The 20385-nt window shown below is 39.1% G+C and carries 15 protein-coding genes; 2 read left to right on the top strand and 13 right to left on the bottom strand.

The window, feature by feature from the left end:
• Positions 1-864: 864 nt before the first annotated feature.
• The 12 genes from C7R56_RS00190 to rlmH all read right to left on the bottom strand — a co-directional run bounded on the left by C7R56_RS00190 (position 865) and on the right by rlmH (position 15817).
• A complete protein-coding gene (locus tag C7R56_RS00190; RefSeq protein WP_107994632.1) occupies positions 865-1557 on the bottom strand; it encodes a hypothetical protein in 693 nt (230 codons plus the stop codon).
• 1 nt (position 1558) lies between these two features.
• The gene (locus C7R56_RS00185; RefSeq protein ID WP_107994631.1) at positions 1559-1909 is read right to left on the bottom strand and encodes a hypothetical protein; all 351 of its coding nucleotides are present in this window, start codon (positions 1907-1909) and stop codon (positions 1559-1561) included.
• 218 nt (positions 1910-2127) lie between these two features.
• Positions 2128-2652: a DUF1643 domain-containing protein gene (locus tag C7R56_RS00180; protein WP_159072101.1), complete on the bottom strand. Its 525-nt coding sequence runs from the start codon at positions 2650-2652 to the stop codon at positions 2128-2130.
• A gap of 186 nt (positions 2653-2838) precedes the next feature.
• The gene (locus C7R56_RS00175; RefSeq protein WP_107994629.1) at positions 2839-3129 is read right to left on the bottom strand and encodes a hypothetical protein; all 291 of its coding nucleotides are present in this window, start codon (positions 3127-3129) and stop codon (positions 2839-2841) included.
• Between the two features lie 14 nt (positions 3130-3143).
• Positions 3144-3650, bottom strand: coding sequence for a JAB domain-containing protein (locus C7R56_RS00170; protein WP_199902950.1), 507 nt, complete (start codon positions 3648-3650; stop codon positions 3144-3146).
• A gap of 27 nt (positions 3651-3677) precedes the next feature.
• Positions 3678-3983, bottom strand: a complete 306-nt coding sequence (locus tag C7R56_RS00165; RefSeq protein ID WP_107994628.1) for a DUF960 family protein — start codon at positions 3981-3983, stop codon at positions 3678-3680.
• Positions 3984-4345: 362 nt separating this feature from the next.
• Complete coding sequence (locus C7R56_RS00160; protein WP_107994627.1) at positions 4346-5785, bottom strand: hypothetical protein; 1440 nt, start codon at positions 5783-5785, stop codon at positions 4346-4348.
• 381 nt (positions 5786-6166) lie between these two features.
• The gene (locus C7R56_RS00155; RefSeq protein ID WP_107994626.1) at positions 6167-9169 is read right to left on the bottom strand and encodes a type III restriction-modification system endonuclease; all 3003 of its coding nucleotides are present in this window, start codon (positions 9167-9169) and stop codon (positions 6167-6169) included.
• Positions 9170-9183: 14 nt separating this feature from the next.
• A complete protein-coding gene (locus C7R56_RS00150) occupies positions 9184-11148 on the bottom strand; it encodes a site-specific DNA-methyltransferase (protein WP_107994625.1) in 1965 nt (654 codons plus the stop codon).
• Positions 11141-11887: a DUF4391 domain-containing protein gene (locus C7R56_RS00145; RefSeq protein ID WP_107994624.1), complete on the bottom strand. Its 747-nt coding sequence runs from the start codon at positions 11885-11887 to the stop codon at positions 11141-11143. Before C7R56_RS00145 ends, C7R56_RS00150 begins: the two co-directional genes overlap by 8 nt.
• 4 nt (positions 11888-11891) lie before the next feature.
• Positions 11892-15146 carry a helicase-related protein gene (locus C7R56_RS00140; protein ID WP_107994623.1) on the bottom strand — a complete coding sequence of 1085 codons (3255 nt, stop codon included), beginning with the start codon at positions 15144-15146 and terminating at the stop codon, positions 11892-11894.
• 191 nt (positions 15147-15337) lie between these two features.
• Positions 15338-15817 (bottom strand): 23S rRNA (pseudouridine(1915)-N(3))-methyltransferase RlmH, encoded by a 480-nt coding sequence (gene rlmH / locus C7R56_RS00130; protein WP_086628949.1) that lies wholly within the window; start codon positions 15815-15817, stop codon positions 15338-15340.
• 321 nt (positions 15818-16138) lie between these two features.
• Between rlmH and C7R56_RS00125 the strand changes: the two genes are divergently transcribed.
• Positions 16139-17521 (top strand): TrkH family potassium uptake protein, encoded by a 1383-nt coding sequence (locus tag C7R56_RS00125; protein ID WP_407701475.1) that lies wholly within the window; start codon positions 16139-16141, stop codon positions 17519-17521.
• A 24-nt stretch (positions 17522-17545) separates the two neighbouring features.
• Positions 17546-18214, top strand: coding sequence for a potassium channel family protein (locus C7R56_RS00120; protein WP_086987027.1), 669 nt, complete (start codon positions 17546-17548; stop codon positions 18212-18214).
• A gap of 635 nt (positions 18215-18849) precedes the next feature.
• On the opposite strand, the gene C7R56_RS00115 is transcribed toward C7R56_RS00120, so the two are convergent.
• Positions 18850-20127, bottom strand: coding sequence for a S1C family serine protease (locus tag C7R56_RS00115; RefSeq protein ID WP_407701474.1), 1278 nt, complete (start codon positions 20125-20127; stop codon positions 18850-18852).
• Positions 20128-20385: the final 258 nt, after the last annotated feature.

The following is a 20385-nucleotide window of genomic DNA, read 5'->3' as shown; positions in this document are numbered from 1 at the left end:
TATTAACCGGTACCTACTTTTTCTTTTTGTAAAGTTTTTCAGCATAATACGTATCTCCTTTACGGAATCATTGATCCTATTTATTCAGTTTTCAAGGAACATTATGACTTCAAAGGGCTTGATCTGGAGTCCCAAAGAAAAATTTCACAGATAATCACGACGTTGTATTGTGTTCAAAAAATTATTAAGCACAATGGGCCGTTGTGAATGTATCACTGCTTCAGTTTTATCGCTTTGAGGATCCAACCTAAATTATCGAAAATTGTGTGTTTTCAATTCCCTTGTCCTTCATGATTATTATTTTATGCTGATCCACAAAATATCTCTCTGGAAAAAAAGTCGGTTTTTCGGGTATTTAAGAGAAAATATTCAAAATTGTTTATCGGACAATCAATGAAGCCGGATACAATACCATCGCCTTGCTTACTTTTGATCGATAGCGCAATCATTTTAGGTTACGCGTATGTCCAAAAAATATCGTAACCAATCAAAATGTACTTACAAACAGTTCGTAATAACGCAAAATAAACCCTATTATGATGGACATAATAGAGTTTATTTTGCATTTTATTTTGTCTTTGTAATCAACTGATATGGCATTCATGGAGACCAGGATCGTTTCGATAATACTATCACGGAGCATTTCTCTGCGGCTTAACAGAAGCAGGTAGGGACTTTCCCGGGCTATAATCGACTAACAGTTACTCATGTGCATTGTCTGACCATCACCATAAAGCTCAATATTGTATTTCATTTTAGAGAAAATAAAAAAAAAGCCAGATACTCGATCTGACCTTCTGGATGACATATTATTGACCTGAAACTTTTTTCAGAACTTCTCCTGAAGATTATAAAATAGGTTGGCTAGTCATTAGCGTTATAAGACCGGTTATGTCTTTCCACGCGGCCCAAAATTTCTGCAAAATCACTTGCGGTAAAATCTTTCCTTATCGAATATTCATTGGACAATTTATTAAACTGCAAATATTTTTTATATATTTCAATATCTTTTTCATCTGCTTTCGCATTCGGTAGATTCTTCATCTTATTCCTCACATCCGTAATGATTACATTAAAAAAATATAAAGAATTTTTTATCGCATCGTGCAAAATCAGTAATTCTTCTTTATTTTTATGCTCTATCTGTTCTAATATTCTTTTCCTTGCAGGTATCATTGGCAGTAATATGATCAAAAGAAAAATATCAAGAACCAATGATGTTACCTGGTTTTCATTAAAGCTCTCCATATTACGGTGATATATTGCGCACATTAACTTTAGCGTTTCAAAATTGAAGCTTTTTTCGATTAAATACGATGATAGATAGCGTAAGTCTTCATCCTCGTACATTTCGGCGTCATCCTTCAGATACTCAACAAATTCACGGTATGATTTAAAACTAATGTTGCTCAAGTGATTTTGAAGGATTTGATTATAAGTGGTTTTTAATGGGGATTTTTCCATTTTTTTTATTTTCATCAGCACTTCATATTCTTCTTGAAAGTCATACACGTCAACAGTTGCTTCAAAACGCTTTTTATTTGTGGCTCCTTTCATTTCATCTCTTCTTTTTTTTAGTTTCGGCCTTCATTTTTGTATTTAAATTTTGAAGCTGATTAGTTGATGTGCGGATCAAAGTATTTAGCTGCGCCTCAATCGCATTTTCATCGATACCATCATTTTCCATTTGAGATTTAATCTCTTTGTATTCATCCGATTCTTTTACTTTTCGGGAAATCGGAATCCGTGAACTTATTTCCTTATTTCTTTTCTCAAGAGCAATTAAAATGAATACTATGTAGGAATTAATCTCTTGGTTGGTCACCTCACCAGCATCCACGGGTAACCCTGACAAGTAGGCATTAGCTCTATATTCGGTAATACTTCGATGAACGCTTTCATGAATCATTTATTTTCCTCCATTTGGACATAGTTATACGCGAACAATTATTTCACTTCCATTATATATGAAAGTACGCCACAATACACTTTCCAAAAAGTCGAAATCTCGTTTGATGCAACAGTCAGTTAAAATACAATCACTTTTAGCACTCCCGACACTGTTGTGAATGGACACAGTCATGTCGGGAGTGCTTACAGGGCTAGCAGGGCTCCCTTTTTTGACCACTACATTTTTAGCTTAGCAAGCTTCCATCCACCTACACCACGAGCAATCGGAGTCAACGGATGAACCGGTCCATCGAGTCCAACCAACACCTCCACCATCTTTTGCCGCTCTTCAGATAGCTGGGCTATTATACTTTTCAGTTGGGCGTTCACTTCTTTGTTCGTCTTGATGCTTGAGCCTACAGCAACAATTATTTTTTCTACGTTTTCGTCATTACATGCTTCGAGGATAGCCGAGTCGTTCTCCTCCGAAAAATCGCTGGCGCTGATTTTCCGTTTTTGCTGTAGCTTACTTGTTAGGTTAACGCCCAGAAAACCATCGTAGCCCATTTCGTTGATTGCATTGGCAATCAACATGGTGGTCAGATCCATACTGTTCGGATCAGTACTTCCTGGATGTATCGTCATTACGCAAGCGAGCTTGGGCGCCTTTGCTTTACTCCAAATCCGCTTATAAAGGTAGCGTTCCGTTTTTTCTTCATTAAGTAACATCTCTACAGCGATTGTGCTTTTTTCAGTGATCATAGTATCCCTCCTAATCTTCATCCAGTATTGTTTTTATCACAACGATCGAAACGCTCAGTAAGAGTTTGAAAAATATACTATCCATTATTTAATCCCTTCCATCTCTTGTATTCGCGATCATTTCCTCAATTAACCTCAAACATGCGAGGGCTATTTTTAAAATCTGTTTGTCCATCATGCTACCCCCTACAAATCAAATCTCCTGCTATACGCAAGCTTCCCGGATTTCAGGATGCCTACGAGCCACCAACGGCTGTCTTTCTCATCGGCTACAATATAAACGATGTAATCGTCAACATTATAAAAATGGATCAGTAGCGTTTCATCGGTTCGTATCTCATCGAAATAGCTAGGCAATAAATTCGCATCCAATTCACTCCGGTCCAATGTAACACTTTCATAGCCGAAATCGGACGCACCCGTTGAAACACCCAACTGTTTGTCGAGTAGCTCCATTACAAACTTAATATTCCTCATTGAGCATCTCCCCTTTACAAAAAGCCCTGTTCCTTCAAAGAAATGAAATGACCATCACCAATGATCAAATGATCCAATAATCGGATGCCCATCAAATCACCGACTTCTTCTAATTTTTTGGTGGTAATAAGATCCGCTTCACTCGGTTCCGGATTTCCGGATGGATGGTTATGAGCCACCATGATCGATGCTGCATTACTAAGAAGAGCAACCCGCATGACGCAGGCCGGCGAAACAATGCTGGAATTGATGTTGCCAATATGAGCAACGTTAATGGATAGCGGCTGATTCTTGGTGTCCAATGAAATGACAATGAAAGCCTCCCGGTCCAAATCTTCCAAAAAGTCTTTGAAGATTTCGTACCCATCCGCAGGTGAGCCAATACTCCTCCGCTTGTAGAGCATACTGGATTCCTTGACCAATCGTACCGAAACGATGTTCACGCGCTTCGCTGCTTTTGGCTTGTCACCTTCTTTTTCTGTCATTGAAAAAATCCCATTACTTTCATATATGTTTTTCATTTCTTTAATATCCTCCTGTCTCCATGATTAGTATTCATCCGGAAATAACATCGTCTGGTATTCCTCACTGTCTATCACCCAGATGACTTTCTTTACGCAACATTCTTTCGGAATCTCCAGCAATGTCCTACGACTCCATTTGGGCTCCTCTTGGCTATGCAGAATTTCTTGGCCGTTCTCACTGATTTTCAATTCGAATTTCTGGAAGTAGTCGACCTCGTCGCCCTTCTGCACTTGCTCGTCGATCAGGGACCATAGAAAGAACTGAATTTCTACGGGAACTGAATCATCCACACCCCTTGTGACGTACCGATTATTTTTTGATTGAAACATATCTCATCCCTCTTCCATTCATTTTAGGCAAAACAAAAAGGCTAAGATCCGCTTGGGAATCTTAGCCTTCTTCTTTGCTGTTATTTCATGAATATAATATATATTTCAAAATACGGTTAATCCCAAACTGAATTACTCTTTTTGAATTTTACACCATCGTCGATCCGGCTTTCAGAATCAATCGTTAAGTATTACCCATTTATTTATTATAGATAAATTTATATATACGGCAAACTTTCGAATTTTCTAACTGCATCTGGGTAATGTTCCAGTAAAAAAGTTTGGTTTTCGCTTATTTCCCTTATCCATATCATGTTGTGTTAGAAATGATTATACAAAAACTAGAAAATCTTTTGTATAGTCTATTTCTTTTTCAATTCAAATGCATCGAATACGTATCCTCTTAGGCCGGGTTTATTATAAGAATTAAGTTTCTTAAGCTCGCTATTTAGATACTGATCACCATTTAAGTTATAAATCAGTCTTTTTGATATATTGTAAATTTCCACTTGCTTAATGACTTTATACTGCTTAAGACTACTACTATATAGAATAGCATATTCCTTAATGAATCCGTCTAGCTGGTCTCTATTCCTTTCGTACCTCCCATTAATTTTGTCTTGCATTTCATTTTTAAAGAGAAAATCATATATCCCATCAACAGCTTCAAAACCTGCCTTATCGATTGCTGCTGTCCAAAGAGAAACTAAATTTTCCTTTGTGTGGTGATCCCTTAGATAGAATTGTATTTCATTGATGTATTTTTTGTAGAAGTCGATTAAATTCTCTTTTGGTTTGCCAAATTGTAATAGCGTCCAAAAATTATCAATAAAATGCGAGGTTGAAATCGAGCAAATATAACCCCTGTTTTCCAATACTATTCTCAGATTTATTTTTGACAGACTGTATTCAACTATTTCTATATTACTGTCTTTATTATTAACGGAGAACGCTTTCACGAAATTGCGGATAAAGTTTGTTGACTTAATTCTACTTGCAGTAAGGGCATTAACTTGCCCATTGTTTTTTCTAACCAATTTTATTATTTCCTGACAATCTTGTTGCCTCAATAGCTGAGTTAGTACATCGTTACTCAAAAAATTATATTTATCTGCATTATTTCTATAAAACTCTTCATATTCACTTATTGAGTTAATATAATTTTTGTAAAGATTTGTCCAAATTTCTTCAAAATATGGATGAGTATTGTCACTTATATATCTTTGTGATTCTGAAAATAGTGCTTTTTTTGATTCAAGTATCTTGTCATATAATCTTTGGGGAATAACAATTTTTAGTTCGCCGCTTACTATTGCTTTTTGCTCAATAATATCATCTATTTCAGGATATTTTTTTTGTAAAAATTCCAATCTTGATAGACCCTCTGGATTTTTTCTCAACCACTTGATCAAATTTGAGTATCCAGCATTTAAAATGATTCCTGCACACTGATAACCTGTTGCTAATTGACTGCCATTTTCCTTATTAATTAGGTAGTGTATCTGATCGGTTAATTTTGTTCCACATAATTCGCAAAAATATTTTTTTGTATTTCCACTTTCAATTATCTTCACGTTGCCTTTTTTCTTATCATACTTCCACTCATTTCGGGCTGCATTTATCCATATAGAATGTTGCTTCTTTATATAATTATATTCGCTTGGATTTGTTGAAAGAAGATCATCTGTAATTTTTTCCCTTTTATTAAGTAAATGAAAAATTTTTTTTGTTTCAGTGGCTTTCTTTAAGACTTCGCTATTAATAAGTAAATTTCTCTCTTTTTTATCAATAATTGTGATCACATTAATCCCTCCAACCATAAATAAAGGCACATCACACCTAATACAATGATACTATATATAGAAGAAAAACGAAATTTATTCAATAGAATATACAACATTATGTGTTTTTCACAACAAAAAGCGTGGTGGTTTCTTATTTTTACGACTCCAATATATTTTTCATTTTTTTATTCCCAATTCCCCAAAATAGAAGGCTGTCTAACTTAATAGGAATAATATCGGGTTATCTTTCCATTTGAAATCTACCTGAATTATTTATCACTAAAAAAAGTAAGGCCAAGATCCGATTTAGAATCTTGGCCTTCTTTGTTACCGATATTTCATGAAAATCAGCATTTGTCCATAGTTGGCATTTTGTGTTCTTATCCTACAATGCACTAATTAATCTCTACCTCTGGCAATGGCTTGTAATTGTTCCAATGATTCAACAGGGACCAGTTCTGCCCGTGTATCCAAAGCTTCAAAATGCTTAACCCCACATTGAATTTTCTTGCGTTCTGTAGGTCTTAAATCTTCGGATAGAATACTTCCTTTAGTCTCCGCAACAAAGTAAAGTTTTTGTTCATCATCTTCTTCTAAAAGCACCGCCCAGTCAGGATTGTAATTACCTAATGGGGTACGTATTTTAAACCATCCTGGCAACTTAATGTAAAATTTCACACTCGGATCTCGCTCGCAGTCGATTGCAAATTTACGTTCTACATCAGAATCATAAACGATGTAGTCATACGGTGTCCGTTCCTCAAAAGACTGAATCATGTTGTGGTCTAAATAGCCGGTTAGCTCCTCATTACTGAACAGTTCCTGTGAATAGTATTCATTATCACCAATTCTTTGGTACTTGATACCATCAACAATTGATTCGCGTTTACAGGCATTAATAATCTTTGCAACATTCATCATGTACATTTGTGGATTCTTCTTGAATTCTTTTAAGGTCTTACTTTCCTTTAAGATGCGTACGATTGTCTTCCGTGTCAGTTCCGTTTCGTTTTGCAGGTATGTGATGATGTCAGGGGCAACATAACTATGTTCCACGTTAGTCAAATAAGTATCCACATTCTTGTCCGAAATAATTCCTGACTCTGTAATGGCTGCTAATGCTTTGACATAGCTCATCTTCACTTCACTGACAATAACTTTTTCTCGCAAATCCCTAGCTGCAATTGTAATCAAAGCTTCCGAATCAAACTCTACAGAATAGGTTGTTTTATATTTGATGGAATTCCATAGTTCTTGAAAATCAGGATTCAAAAACACTTCTTTTTTGAAAGAAACACGCTGACTTTTTTCATGGTTTTTAACATCAAGTGTTTTGATTTTGCTTTTCACTTTTTCAATGATGGCTTCTTTAAATTCAATCATGCTCTCAGGAATTTCTAGAGTCTTTTGTTTTATGGCCAATTTTAATTCGTCAGTAGCTTTCCCATTCTTACTAATATATTCTTTCTCTTTGAAGTATTCAAAAAGTTCAACAGCTTTTTCTTTTCCAAGCAGCTCTTTTTCGCCAAGTGTCTCATCTGTAACGCGCATTACGATAGCAAAGGTATCCTTCTCGAAAACGCCAAATTTAACTCCAGCTTCCTCTTCCATTTCACTTTGTAGTCCTTCAGCAAATTCCTCATAACTCTCGTTAGCCATGACTGTCAACGTATTTATTTCGAACCCATATTGTCTTTCACCATGTTGATTGACTGCCAATCGCAATCCACGTCCAATTTTTTGACGTTTCGTAATTGTATCTTTGCTGTCTACCAGCGTACAGATCTGGAACACGTTTGGATTGTCCCATCCCTCTTTCAAAGTTGAATGAGAGAATATAAAGCGCATTTTTCGGGCTTTGTTGTTGGTTGCGATATATTCTTTTGCGGGGTCATAAAAAGACAATAACTCTTCTTTATCTTTCATGATGGCATTATAGGTTGAATCATCAGCAGCAGTTTTCCCTGTGGAGTCTTTGACTCTACCTTTATTATCCACTGAAAAATAACCATCATGGACTTCAGAAACTGGAATATCTTTATCACGTAAGGCTATAAATTTAGGCTTGTTGATTAGTTTCAGATACTCTTCCTCGAACATTGTTGCATATTTTCCGTTTAGTTGGTTCCCGTCTTTATCGTATTGACGATAGTTTTCTACTCGATCGATAAAGAACAGACTGAGCACTTTGATTCCCCTAGGATTGAGGCGAAGTTCTTTTTCCAAGTGTTCTTCAATTGTCTTACGGATTTGTTGGCGTTTGATCACATCTTCTCCAAGTCCACCAATTTCTATTCCTTTAGTCAAAATAGCATCGTGGCTCATGAACTCCACGTATTCATTCTCTTCAGCTGTATAAATATCGCCTACAATCAGGCCTTTATCATAGGCATCTAATTTATTTGATTTGATATACAAATCGTCACCCTGTTTAACCGTGACCGTTTTTTTATCGATACTATTCTTGCTACGGTAATTGATTTCGATTTTCGCCGAGAATCGATTATTTGTATTGCTGACACTGACCAATCTCATATAGGCGTCATTACCGTCGTTTTCAGTCCGGATGCCAGCCACTTCAATCTGTTTCACCAATTTTTCCTCATAAGCCTCAACTGGACCTAATTTATACAATAACGGATATTTTGATTTGTGAGTCGCAGAATAACGGAATACGACTGATGGATTCAAGGATTTAATAGCTTCTTTAGATTTTGGTGTATTATCAACGGATTGAGGTTCATCAATAATCACAATCGGATTAGTCTCTTGAATCAATTCAATCGGTCTCATACCACTCAAAAAATCGCTCTCACGATAGATAATATTGGATTGATCCTGATTTTTCGTATCTTTAATGAATGCTTGAATGTTGATGACCATAATTTGAATAGTACTATCCACAGCGAAATTCCTAACCTGATCCAATTTTTTACTGTCGTAAGTGAAACTGTCATACACAATTCCATTGAACTGGTTTTTAAAATGAATCTTCGTCATCTCCAGCGTTTTATTGACGCCTTCTTTTATAGCCAAAGAAGGCACTACAATCACAAATTTTGAGAATCCGTATTGCTCATTCAATTTCAGGATGGATCTTAAATATACATAAGTCTTACCCGTCCCAGTCTCCATTTCGATATTAAATTGACGCTCATTATTCACCAATTCCTCAGAAGGTGCAATATCATTTTGCAACTGAATTCGGGTCATATTCTCGATTAATTTTTCGTGTGGTAAGTCAATTTTATTCCCTATTCCATGTTCATTCCAAAGCTTTCCCTGAAGGTCGTTACTGACAACCGTAAAATTTGACTGCTTAACTCCTTGACCTTCAAATAAATTGACTACGGAGCTGATTGCCTTTTCTTGATACTCCAGTTCATCGAACTTTATCTTCATGTTTCAACCACCTCCTATATGCTCAACAAGTCCGAATCTTGAAAGCCAGCTTCTTTCAAAATTTCATAACAATTCAATTTTTCCGTATCATTCTCAAATCCACTATCTTTGAAAACTACCTGACTGGTTTCGATTCCATATTCTTTTCGTAGTGTTGCTATTTTTCGGGCAACGTCACGATTAATATTGTCATTCAAACACACAAATAAATTTCCGGCTGCGACATCATAAATTTTATGGTTGCCTTCGCTTATCTCATTTACAGGATAAGTTAAGTCCAAGCCATTCTTTAGCATAATTTCAAATAAAACATCCAACTCGGAACGATCATTAAGGAAATTACTTTCAAATAGATCAATATTCGATTCCAATTTATCAAAATCAGCTTGCCACTCCATTAAATTAGAATTATCCAAACTGAATACTTTAAGCCCTATATCTAAATCATCTGGACTCACTTGATTCTCTGAAAGCAAACCTTCTTTGTTATTTTTCTCAATTAAATCATTTTTCACTTTTTCACCTGCACGACGAATGCGTTCCTCGCCAATATCACAAATTGTGCGATACCCGTCTTGATAAGCTTCAGATTTTTCATCTAGTATTTCTGGCAATTGAACCATAATAAACTTACGATTCCCACCATCTTCAGCATTTAATTGCATTGTAGCTTGGGCGGTTGTAGATGAGCCAGAAAAGAAATCCATTACAATGGAATTATGCCGTGTCCCAATTTGAAGCATCTTTTTAATTAATTCGGGAGCTTTCGGAAAACTCATAACATTGTTATCAAACAACTCTTTTATTGCTTTTTTCCCATAGTCATTATTGATGGTATTATCTGTCCACAAAGATTTTACTAACGTCTTTGCAATACCATCTTCTTTATGAAGATAATCTTTTCTATAAATTCTCCATTCGTTACCAGAACGCTCTGCAATAATCAAGTCGTTTTCTGCATCAACTTTCTTCTTCATCCATGTCCAACAAGTTTTTGTTCCATCGGGAGCGTCAGGCCATACTTCGTCACAAAAATCACTATTTTGAGCTGTAGAAACTTTTTTGGTTCTAGGATTCACATATAAAGGATAGTATAAATTAGAACGAGTTTGTGGATTAAATGCCTGATTTCTATTTCTCAAACCAATTGCACGATATTTACCAGTTTCATCTTCTTTATTATATTCATCAACCATTCTGCCTTCTTTTTCAACACCAATTATGGTGGATGGTTGTGAATAGTCCTTAGCGTATATCAGTACCGATTCATGTGTCTTCGCCACAAAAACATCGAGGTTTCTACCTCTTGGATTAAGTTGGACAGCCAATTGGGCGACAAAATTATTGGAACCGAAAATCTCATCACATACCTTTTTTAAGTTAAAGACTTCATTATCATCAATGGAAATAAAAATAACACCATCGTAAGCCAGTAAATTTCTTGCTAGTTTAAGACGAGGGTATACCATATTCAACCAATCTGTATGATATCTTCCATTGCTTTCAGTATTCGTGGTATACGTTCTGCCTTGTTCATCTTTCTGACCAGTTAATTCCAGATAGGAATTGACGTTATCCTTGAAATTATCCTTATAGATAAAATCATTTCCTGTATTATACGGGGGATCGATATAGATCATTTTCACTTTGTTGTTATAAGATTTTTGCATCAGCTTTAGAACTTCCAGGTTATCACCTTCTATGTAGAGATTTCCCGTTGTATCCCAATTTTTGCTTTTTTCTTTAATAGGCCTCAAGGTACCTTTGGAAGATTGTTGGGCGAATTGAATCGTTTCTTTTTTTCCATTCCAAGTGAAGTTATAACGGTCTGGACCTTCATCAATTTCTTCACCTAATATTACTTGTAATTTCTCAAAGTCAATTTTCCCATCAGTCACTATCTCCGGGAAAAGTTGTTTCAGCTTATCTATATTGTCTTTCGTTAAATCTGGTGTTTCCCCGTTCATCTTTTCAAACATTGTCAGTCTCCTTCGTTCTAATTAGTAGATGCTCTTTATCTTTTTTCAACTTTGTTAATTTCAGTTGCATTTCAATGCGTTTATTCAATTGCTTCTCACTTTTTACTTGTTTAGCCAAGCCTTCAATTTCAACGTCCAATGACTGCAATGCTTCGTAGAGTTTGATAACATCATTCCCCATCTCAGCTTTTCTGACTTCAGGAATCCCAATAGTCTGGCTTAAAAGTGTCGATAAAAGGGAGTGGTAGTACTCTTTTAAATTAATCGTCTTTTGATTCGAGTAATGAAATGGCGTCAATTGGTTATTTTCTTCATTACTTTTCCATTTTGATTCATAAGTCCTCTCAACAATTAACACACTTGCATTATTGGCATTTTTTCTGGTTAAGGCCATTTGAAATTGATAGGCATTTTCAAAGTTGACAATGAGAAATGATGGATAAGGTATACTATTAAAAATGATTTTGCCTACCTTACTAGCTGCCTCCCGACTACTTACTTGAATATAGAAATATTCAATCTCTTCATAGCAAACATCCTCATCTTCATATTTAAGGATATTGGTATTTGATTCCTTGATTGAACCTAACCATCTAGCACGTTCAATGCCTTTTTGAATCATTTCCTTTTCGGATGACGATAGATCTGCATTTTGGTAAAAAGCTTGTTTGGGTAGATTTCGGTCGATGACTGCATTTTGGGGTATTCCCAATGACTTTATCCACTCTTTAGAATTCATGCCATCATCCCTCCTTAATGATCAAAAACGAAATCAATTCAACGTCCTCTAGGTTGTTCAGCAACTCCGTTTGTAAAGTCGTTCCACCCACGGAGAATAAGGAGGCTAAGCCTACCTCTTCCTTCTTGCCGCGGATAATATCAATGGCTTCCCGCAACAAATCCGAGTAATCTTGCATGTCACTTCCGTAGTTCGTCCCTTCATTGAAAATATCTATCAATTCCTGGTAAAACTTATCATTCCCTTGGCAGAGCTTCTTGAAGTAATCCAATATTTTTTTGGATTGCGTATAATGCAGTTTTGCTTCCCCATCTTCTCTTAAGTAAATCATGATATATGGCAAGATACTGTTTTCCTGCCCTAAATCTTCAGCTTTTTGTTTCAATAAGAAGATAACTCCGGGCTCCGCATCCTCAAAGGTGGAACTATCCGCAATCGCATACATACCTTTGGGCGCCTTCTCCAAGTTCTTCCGCTGTGTTTTTAAAGCTTCCATTAAATCCATCTTGTAATCATTGAAGGTTAAATCAGTTATTGAGATAGAGCCGTTTACATCTTCCAAATCAACTACTTGTGTTTGCAATTGCTCCAGTTGATTCTTTCGATAGTACAGGTCATTCATTTCTTTACTACCTGTATCCAGCAGATTTTCTTCCCCGGTTGCGGATGTATCTAACAGGACCATCCGTCCACGAACTCGTTGTTCCAGATTGATATATTCGTCTAGTTCCATGTTTGGCCAAAAATTCACCAGCTGGATAACATCATTTTTTGAGCCTATTCGATCGATTCTACCAAATCGTTGGATGACGCGCACCGGATTCCAGTGAATATCGTAGTTAATCAAATAATCACAGTCTTGCAGGTTTTGTCCTTCAGAAATACAATCAGTTGCGATCAACAAGTCAATTTCTTGAACCATGTCGGGATAGATTGAATTTCTCTCCTTAGCAATCGGAGAAAAATTTGTTAAAATGTCATTTAAGTCTGTTGATCTAACCCCTTTTAGATTTGTTTTATTCTTGCCACTCCCGGATACTAAAGCTGCATGAATGTTGTATTTACCCAACATTTTATCAGCCATATTTTCGTATAAGTATTGTGCGGTGTCCGTAAAGGCAGTAAAGATAATAATTTTCTTATTACCTTCATTTATGGGGTGGGCAAGCTTTTCTTCAATCAGAATTTTAAGATCATCCAATTTTTGATCTCGATCAGAGGTAATATCCCTAGCAGAGGTAAGAATTGTTTCGATTTTATCTTTATCATCCACTAAAGCATCTTTCCATTTGATTAAATCCATATCCTTCAACAGAATTTTGATTTCTTTATCACCGACCATTAAGTCCTCGAGCTGATCATCATCGACATCTTCCAAGTCGTTCAGTTCTTCAATGGTTGTCCCGTTGGATGAGAAATGATCAATTTTATCCAGAATATAATTTATTTTCCCCAGCAGCCGCTCCAACGTTAAAGTAAAAGAGTGAATAGAGCTCTCCATTCTCTTCAAAAGGTTAACACGCACCAAGCCGATGATTGCTGTTTCACGATCCAGTTGTGTAAACGTACTTTGTCCGCCTTTAACCACTGTGTCATACTTGTCCGTATATTTTTTGCGCATGTTGGGCAAAACGTAGGTCAACGGTCTGTACACGCCCAGATTCAATTCTTTTATTAAATCATTCACGTCCGCAATTGAAGGAAATTCTCTCTTTATGTCAATATCGGATTTGATCGATTTCGGATCTAGCCGTGTCGGAAACTTAATCGTGTTCGACAGCTTATAATACTTCTCGATATGCTTCCGGCTTCGGGCAATCGTCAACAAATCAAGTAATTTGAAATAATCAGGATTCACGGATTCAATGAAACCATTTGTCGTTCTTCGCTCAGGATCTTCGCTGTTCCATCTGTTAAAGGATTCTTGAGCTGATTTCAACGTATATTCAATGCTTGAAATACCTTCATTTTCTAGCGCTGAATCCTTCCCCTCCGTGATAAACGCAATTTGATTTTTGATATCCGTCATCCGGTTATTTACAGGAGTTGCCGAAAGCATCATCACTTTGGTTTTCACACCCGCTTTGATGATATCTTGCATCAATCTTTGGTATCTTGTGATGCTATCTTTTTTTGATATGGAATTATTTCGGAAATTGTGGGATTCATCGATAACCACCAAATCATAGTTTGACCAATTTATTGTCCCCAAGTTAACGTCTCCGGTATATCCATAATATCTTGATAAATCAGTATGATGAAGGACATCATAATTAAATCGGTCTTTCTCCAATATATTACGTTTGTCATTTTGAGTGTAGATTGTCCAGTTATCACGCAATTTTTTGGGACATAGGACCAGAACTCGATCATTTCTCAATTCATAATATTTAATGACGGCTAATGCCGAGAATGTTTTACCTAGCCCCACACTATCTGCCAGGATACAACCGTTATATCTTTCGATTTTATCAATAGCCCCGATTACACCATCTTGCTGAAATTTATATAGTTTATTCCAAATGGCAGTATCTTTGAAGTTGATCCCTTTTTTGATGATGTTATCTTCTACTAGTTCACCGATTTGGTTTTCGAAAATATGATAAAGGCTGACAAAATAAATCCATTCGGGCGAATTTTCTTGATAAAATTTTTGGATATGACTAAGCACATCCTTGGTAACGTCTTTCACACGATTGTTATCATTCCAAATTTCATCAAATTCTTTAAGTAAATCTTTTACGGCAGCCTCACTTGAGAGAACAGAAAAACCACCCATATGGTTTGAATGGGTAACTCCTAGCTTATCTGAAGTAAAATCCATCTCTCCTAAAATGGTCAGATTCTTTTCTTCTTTTTTGCTATTCTCGACAATGAATTTTTTACTTACGGTTGTCTCTCCTTTAATGGATTTAAAAGTAACTTTTTCTTTTATCCAGTCAGCAGCCTCTCGGGCTATGGCTGGTCCTGTCATCTGATTCCGTAACTTCAATTCAAATTCATTTCCTGTAAGATTGGTTTCACTATTTTTTTCGATTTGATATTGCCTCTTTTTATCATTCTCGCTTTGAATAAAGGTTGGCTCTGTATAGACAAATCGCATTTCTTCAATATTCTTTAACTGATCCTTCAATGCGTTGAATGCGTAAATCGTAAAGTAAGCTGAAATTATTGATAACTTCGAGTTTCTATCTAAATTTAATTTCAGCTCATTGGCAATGGTATCATCACCTTTATTGGAAATCTGTTTAAATTGCACGATAAAGTTCCTCCTCTCCCATTGAAATTATTATTTTTATTATTTTTATTATCTCAATATCTAGCAAATTATTCAACATCATTCTGTAAGCCCTTCTGTATACATCTAAGTGAGCCTTTCTCGGAAAAAAAATAACCATCATCCTTTTATAGATGATGGCACTTATCATGGTACTACAGAAAAAACCTCATTTATTTGTGATACGCATGCCCATGGATAATCCGGAAAGCGCGGTAAATCTGTTCGACAAGCACAAGGCGCATCAGTTGGTGGGGGTAGGTCAGTTTGCCGAAGGAGATGTGCTGGTTGGCGCGGGACAGGACGGCTTGGCTGAGGCCGAGCGAGCCGCCGATGATGAAGACGATGTCGCTTTTGCCGGATGTGCCGAGTTTGTCGATTTCGTTGGCGAATTCCACCGAATCGTACTGTTTCCCTTGGATCGCCATCGCGAAGACATAGCTCTGTTCCGGGATTTTGGCGAGGATCTTTTCGCCCTCTTTGTCCTTGATGATTTCCATCTCCTTATCGCTCAGGTTTTCGGGCGCTTTTTCGTCCCCGACCTCGATGATCTGCAGCTTGCAGTAGCTGCCCAGCCGCTTCGTGTATTCGGCGATGCCCTCCTTCAGATATTTCTCCTTCAGTTTTCCGACCGTGATGATTTTTATGTTCATTCCTTTTCGCTCCTTTTTGTTCTCATCTACTATCCTATGGGAACAAGTGCGATTTCGCAACCGTCTTTTTGTCTGGCGGTTTATTGATAGAAATATGTATACGATTTCGCGTTTATCTTATTATTAACCAACATGGTTGTACAGTCTTATTATAATATGAAGGAAAGTGCAATTTTCGTCAGAAAAAGGCATGAAAACCATTTGCTTTTTTCCGCAAATGATTTAAGATATCCTTATGCTTTTGAGTTGCTTAATCATACGGTAGCATTATAATGAAGTAACAAATCCTATCGCATGCTATCTGAGAGGAGAATTTGAACCATTGTGTTAAAGAAATTTTCGGGTTGGTCTGTTTCGCAAAAGATCGCAACGAGCTTCGCCTTTGTCATCTTTACGGGCTCTCTTTTATTGACATTGCCTATCAGCCAATTACCCACATCAAATGCGACTTATCTGGATAACCTATTCACGGCAGTTTCTATGGTATGCGTGACCGGGCTATTCACCGAATCAGTCCATGATTCTTATACCATCTTCGGCCAGATCGTTGGGATGGTCCTGATGCAGATCGGAGGTCTGGGGTTGATGACCCTGATTGCTTCCGTCATCACGCGTCTGAAAGGAAGGATGGGCCTGCGGAACCGCTTGGCCGTCCAGGAGGGGATCAACCGTGGGGATGCGCGCGGATTCAAGGATTATCTCTCGGATATCCTGAAATATACCGCTGTCATCGAAGGGACCGGTTTCCTTCTGCTTTCTCTCCGCTTTGTGCCGGAAATGGGCTGGCCATCCGGATTGTTCACTTCCCTGTTCTTGACGATTTCCGCATTCTGTAATGCCGGATTCGATACATTGGGAAACGTCAGCTTGGTTGCTTACGTCCATGATCCGCTGGTGAATTTTGTCATCACCTCGCTCATCATTTTGGGCGGTATCGGTTTCTCGGTCTGGTTCGATGTATCAAAGAGCGTGAAATGCTATATGGGCAAAAAATGCAGACCTAGTCTGAAAGTATTTTTCCGTGGTCTGTCCTTGCACAGCCGCTTGGCTATTGGTGTCACTCTGATTGTCATTTTTGTCGGGATTGTATTTTTCGTCGCTGTTGAATACAATAACCCGAACTCGATCGGGACGTTCACTTTCCCGCAGAAACTCTTGGCCGGTTATTTCCAGACCGTCACCATGCGTACTGCTGGTTTCGCGACGATCGACTACACAACCGTTTATCCATTTACACTCTTCTGGTTTGTGCTGACCATGTTTGTCGGTGGTTCTCCAGGGGGTACAGCGGGCGGTCTGAAGACTACGACATTCGCGATCATCTTCCTGACGCTCTACAATGAGTTGCGCGGACAGAGCAATGTGAATATCGCGAACCACACAATCAGCCGCCAGCAAGTCCGTCAGGCTTTCGTCATCTTTATGGCGCTTTTGGGCACCTTGATTGTTGGCACTAGCCTGTTGAGCATCCTGAATCCTGAGGTGGATTTCATTTACATTCTTTTTGAATCCATTTCAGCGCTTGCGACAGTCGGAGTCAGCGCAAATCTGACGCCTACATTGGATCGTTTGAGCCAAGCAGTCATCATGTTCTTAATGTTCGCCGGTCGTATCGGCCCGATCACGCTGTTGGACAGTTTGGCAAAACGTACGCAAAAGGTTCAAGATGTTGAATATTCTAAAGGAAATATCCTGATCGGATAATAGCAAAGAGGAGCGTATATTAATATGAGTAAATTGGTTGGAATTTTGGGTCTTGGTATTTTCGGATCGACAATCGCAAAAACATTGAGCGAATTCGATGCGGATGTTATCGCTGTCGATAAGGATCCTGAGAACGTAAACCGTTTGGAACCATTCATCACAAAAGGAATCATCGGAGACGTAACGGATTTGGCCTTGTTGGAATCGATCGGACTCTCCGACTGCGATGTGGTCGTGATCGCTACCGGTACCGTATTGGAAGCAAGCGTGCTGGCCGTCATGAACTGCAAAAAACTTGGCATCAAGCATATCATCGCAAAAGCCAAAAACAAAAATTACCGTGAAGTTTTGGAGGCGATCGGCGCCGACACGGTCATCCTGCCTGAAAAGGAAACCGGGATGCGCGTCGCCAAAAACATCCTGCGCACAAACATTGAAGATGTGGTGAACTTGGATGACCAGACTTCCATCATCGAATTCTATCCTCCAGCTAAATGGGTGGGCAGAACCCTGGGTGATTTGGATCTGCGCAACAAATACGACATCAATATCATCGGCCTCCGTCAACACCGCGGTGAGCACCTGAACGTATCCTTCTCGGGCGATTATATTGTGGATAAAGATATCGTGCTTGTGGGCATCACCGAATCCGATGTCTTCGAACGTTACGACTACTTGAACCAACTGACTTGATTTTTTCTGCAGCATCCCATTTTCGGGATGCTGTTTTTTTGTTTGATAATCGAAATCAGATTTTTGCTGCCCAGGTTTTGGATTATGCCTTCGGTTATACCCACTTCACACACCCAACTCACACCTTATCCACAAAAGTTATGCACATGTACACACGTTCCCCCGTTATCTAGTGGTAGCATTATTTTTGGCCACATCATATTGATTATCCTTAAAATGAATTATCCCCCTACCCGCACAGTTATGCACATGGCCTGTTGAGCAATCGAAATGCTATTTATCCCTTATTTACCAACGATTAATTAGCATTTTTCACATGGGGTCACATTCTTATACACAGACTTCTCGGATTTCTGTGGATAACTCCCATTTTCAGAAAGCACCGCTCCCATCATCATTTACGCGTTTTGCACACATAAACTTTTTTTCCACAGAAATTATCCACACTTATGTGGATTTCTACTCTTTTCAGCTTTGTTTTCTGGGTGGAGGATGATAACTCGGACTTATCCATCCTCCAAGATCCAATCCCTTCCCAGCGACCCGTCGCTATAACCCCAAAACACAAAACACCCCGCATAGCTGCTCTCAAGAGACGCCATGCGGGGTGTTCAACATTCAATTATTTTTTCAGCTTATTCGGCTGAAGTCTGCCCTTCAGTCAGGGTCACGGTCGTTGACTGCAGCGTTCCTGCGCGGTAGTAGGAGATTTCCACGTCGGTTCCTACTTCCAGTGCATACAGGATTTTGCGCAGGTCTACGATGCTCGTTACGGCTTCGCCGTTCATTTCCGTGATGACGTCGTATTGTTCCAATCCGCCCAATTCAGCTGCAGATAAAGCCTGGACTTCGGCGATGACGACGCCTTCCGTCACACCCTCAGGCAGCGTCAGGACGGAGCTTTGTTGGGCCGCCGAAATCTGGGAGAGATCCAGCATGGATACGCCCAGGATTGGACGCACGATTTCGCCGTTCTGTTCCAGTTCGTTGATGATGGTCAGAACGTCATTGCTCGGAATCGCGAAGCCCATCCCCTCAACATTAGAATCGGATATTTTCATCGAGTTGATGCCGATGACCTGTCCGGCGATGTTGATCAGCGCGCCACCGGAATTACCCGGATTGATCGCCGCATCCGTCTGCAACGCCGTCACATCCCAGTCGACGATGCTGTCCCCATCCACATCTGTGGATACGGAACGGTTCTTGGCTGAAATGATCCCTTGCGTGACCGAAGTTGCAAACTCGGTTCCGAGCGGAGAGCCGATTGCGATGGCTGGTTCACCCACATTCACAGCATCGGAATCACCGAAGGAAGCCACTGCGGTGACATTGGCTGCCGGAATCGTCAAGACGGCCAAATCGGTCCAGACATCGCTTCCGACGACGGTAGCTACCTCTTTCGTGCCGTCCTTCATCAGGATTTCCAGTTCAACCGCTCCATCGATGACGTGGTTGTTCGTAACGATATAGGCAAGGTCGTCCTCGATTTTATAGATGACGCCACTGCCCTCACTTGATGTCTCCAAGGTTCCATTTGTGGTGTCAGAAGAGTTCTGCGGCAGATCGAAGCCGAACATGTTCGTATTGCCTGCCTGCATATTGATGATGGACACGACCGCGTCCTGCACTTTTTCCACAGCTGCCGTCGTATCGGTCGTTATGTTGACGGCGACATCCGTCACGGTTTCGTTGACGGATGTGTTTCCATTGCCATCTGTACCGGATTCGTTGCCGAGGATGCCCGAACCGAACAGCAAGCCAGCGCCGATCAGGGCGACCATCCCTCCTCCTATCAGTCCGCCGACGATTCCGTTCCTGATCGGTGAATTTTTGCGGTCTTTTGGACGTCTGGATGCGTCTTCGGTTTCGTTAACAGTGTTGTATACGCGCGCGCGTTCCTCTTTGTTCATCGTCGGCCTTGTGCTTGCGGTTGGTTCCACAACCGACTCTTCTTCGCTGGCCGTTTCTTCGACCTCAGTGTATTCGGCTTCTATTTCTGTTTCTTCGGATAAGTCTTCTTGATTGTGATCAGCAGATGGAGCGTCGGTGGCAGTCGATTCAGTCTCCGTTTCATTGTATTCTTCTTGATTAAGCGGATTATTTTTGTTTTCTTCGTCCCTGTCCATGATGATTCCTCCTTATCGTTCTACAAGTTCAGTATAGTTCCT

The organism is Trichococcus paludicola, from assembly GCF_003052295.1.
Classification (GTDB): Bacteria; Bacillota; Bacilli; order Lactobacillales; family Aerococcaceae; genus Trichococcus; species Trichococcus paludicola.
The sequence above is the reverse complement of the archived record's forward strand: the minus strand, read 5'-3'. Positions and strand labels throughout refer to the sequence as shown.

What these genes read in the sequence shown, in the direction of transcription:
- C7R56_RS00190 (WP_107994632.1), bottom strand. Translation starts at nt 1,557, where the DNA reads ATGAAAGGAGCCACAAATAAAAAGCGTTTTGAAGCAACTGTTGACGTG.
- C7R56_RS00185 (WP_107994631.1), bottom strand. Translation starts at nt 1,909, where the DNA reads ATGATTCATGAAAGCGTTCATCGAAGTATTACCGAATATAGAGCTAAT.
- C7R56_RS00180 (WP_159072101.1), bottom strand. Translation starts at nt 2,652, where the DNA reads ATGATCACTGAAAAAAGCACAATCGCTGTAGAGATGTTACTTAATGAA.
- C7R56_RS00175 (WP_107994629.1), bottom strand. Translation starts at nt 3,129, where the DNA reads ATGAGGAATATTAAGTTTGTAATGGAGCTACTCGACAAACAGTTGGGT.
- C7R56_RS00170 (WP_199902950.1), bottom strand. Translation starts at nt 3,650, where the DNA reads ATGAAAAACATATATGAAAGTAATGGGATTTTTTCAATGACAGAAAAA.
- C7R56_RS00165 (WP_107994628.1), bottom strand. Translation starts at nt 3,983, where the DNA reads ATGTTTCAATCAAAAAATAATCGGTACGTCACAAGGGGTGTGGATGAT.
- C7R56_RS00155 (WP_107994626.1), bottom strand. Translation starts at nt 9,169, where the DNA reads ATGAAGATAAAGTTCGATGAACTGGAGTATCAAGAAAAGGCAATCAGC.
- C7R56_RS00150 (WP_107994625.1), bottom strand. Translation starts at nt 11,148, where the DNA reads ATGTTTGAAAAGATGAACGGGGAAACACCAGATTTAACGAAAGACAAT.
- C7R56_RS00145 (WP_107994624.1), bottom strand. Translation starts at nt 11,887, where the DNA reads ATGAATTCTAAAGAGTGGATAAAGTCATTGGGAATACCCCAAAATGCA.
- rlmH (WP_086628949.1), bottom strand. Translation starts at nt 15,817, where the DNA reads ATGAACATAAAAATCATCACGGTCGGAAAACTGAAGGAGAAATATCTG.
- C7R56_RS00120 (WP_086987027.1), top strand. Translation starts at nt 17,546, where the DNA reads ATGAGTAAATTGGTTGGAATTTTGGGTCTTGGTATTTTCGGATCGACA.
- C7R56_RS00115 (WP_407701474.1), bottom strand. Translation starts at nt 20,127, where the DNA reads ATGAACAAAGAGGAACGCGCGCGCGTATACAACACTGTTAACGAAACC.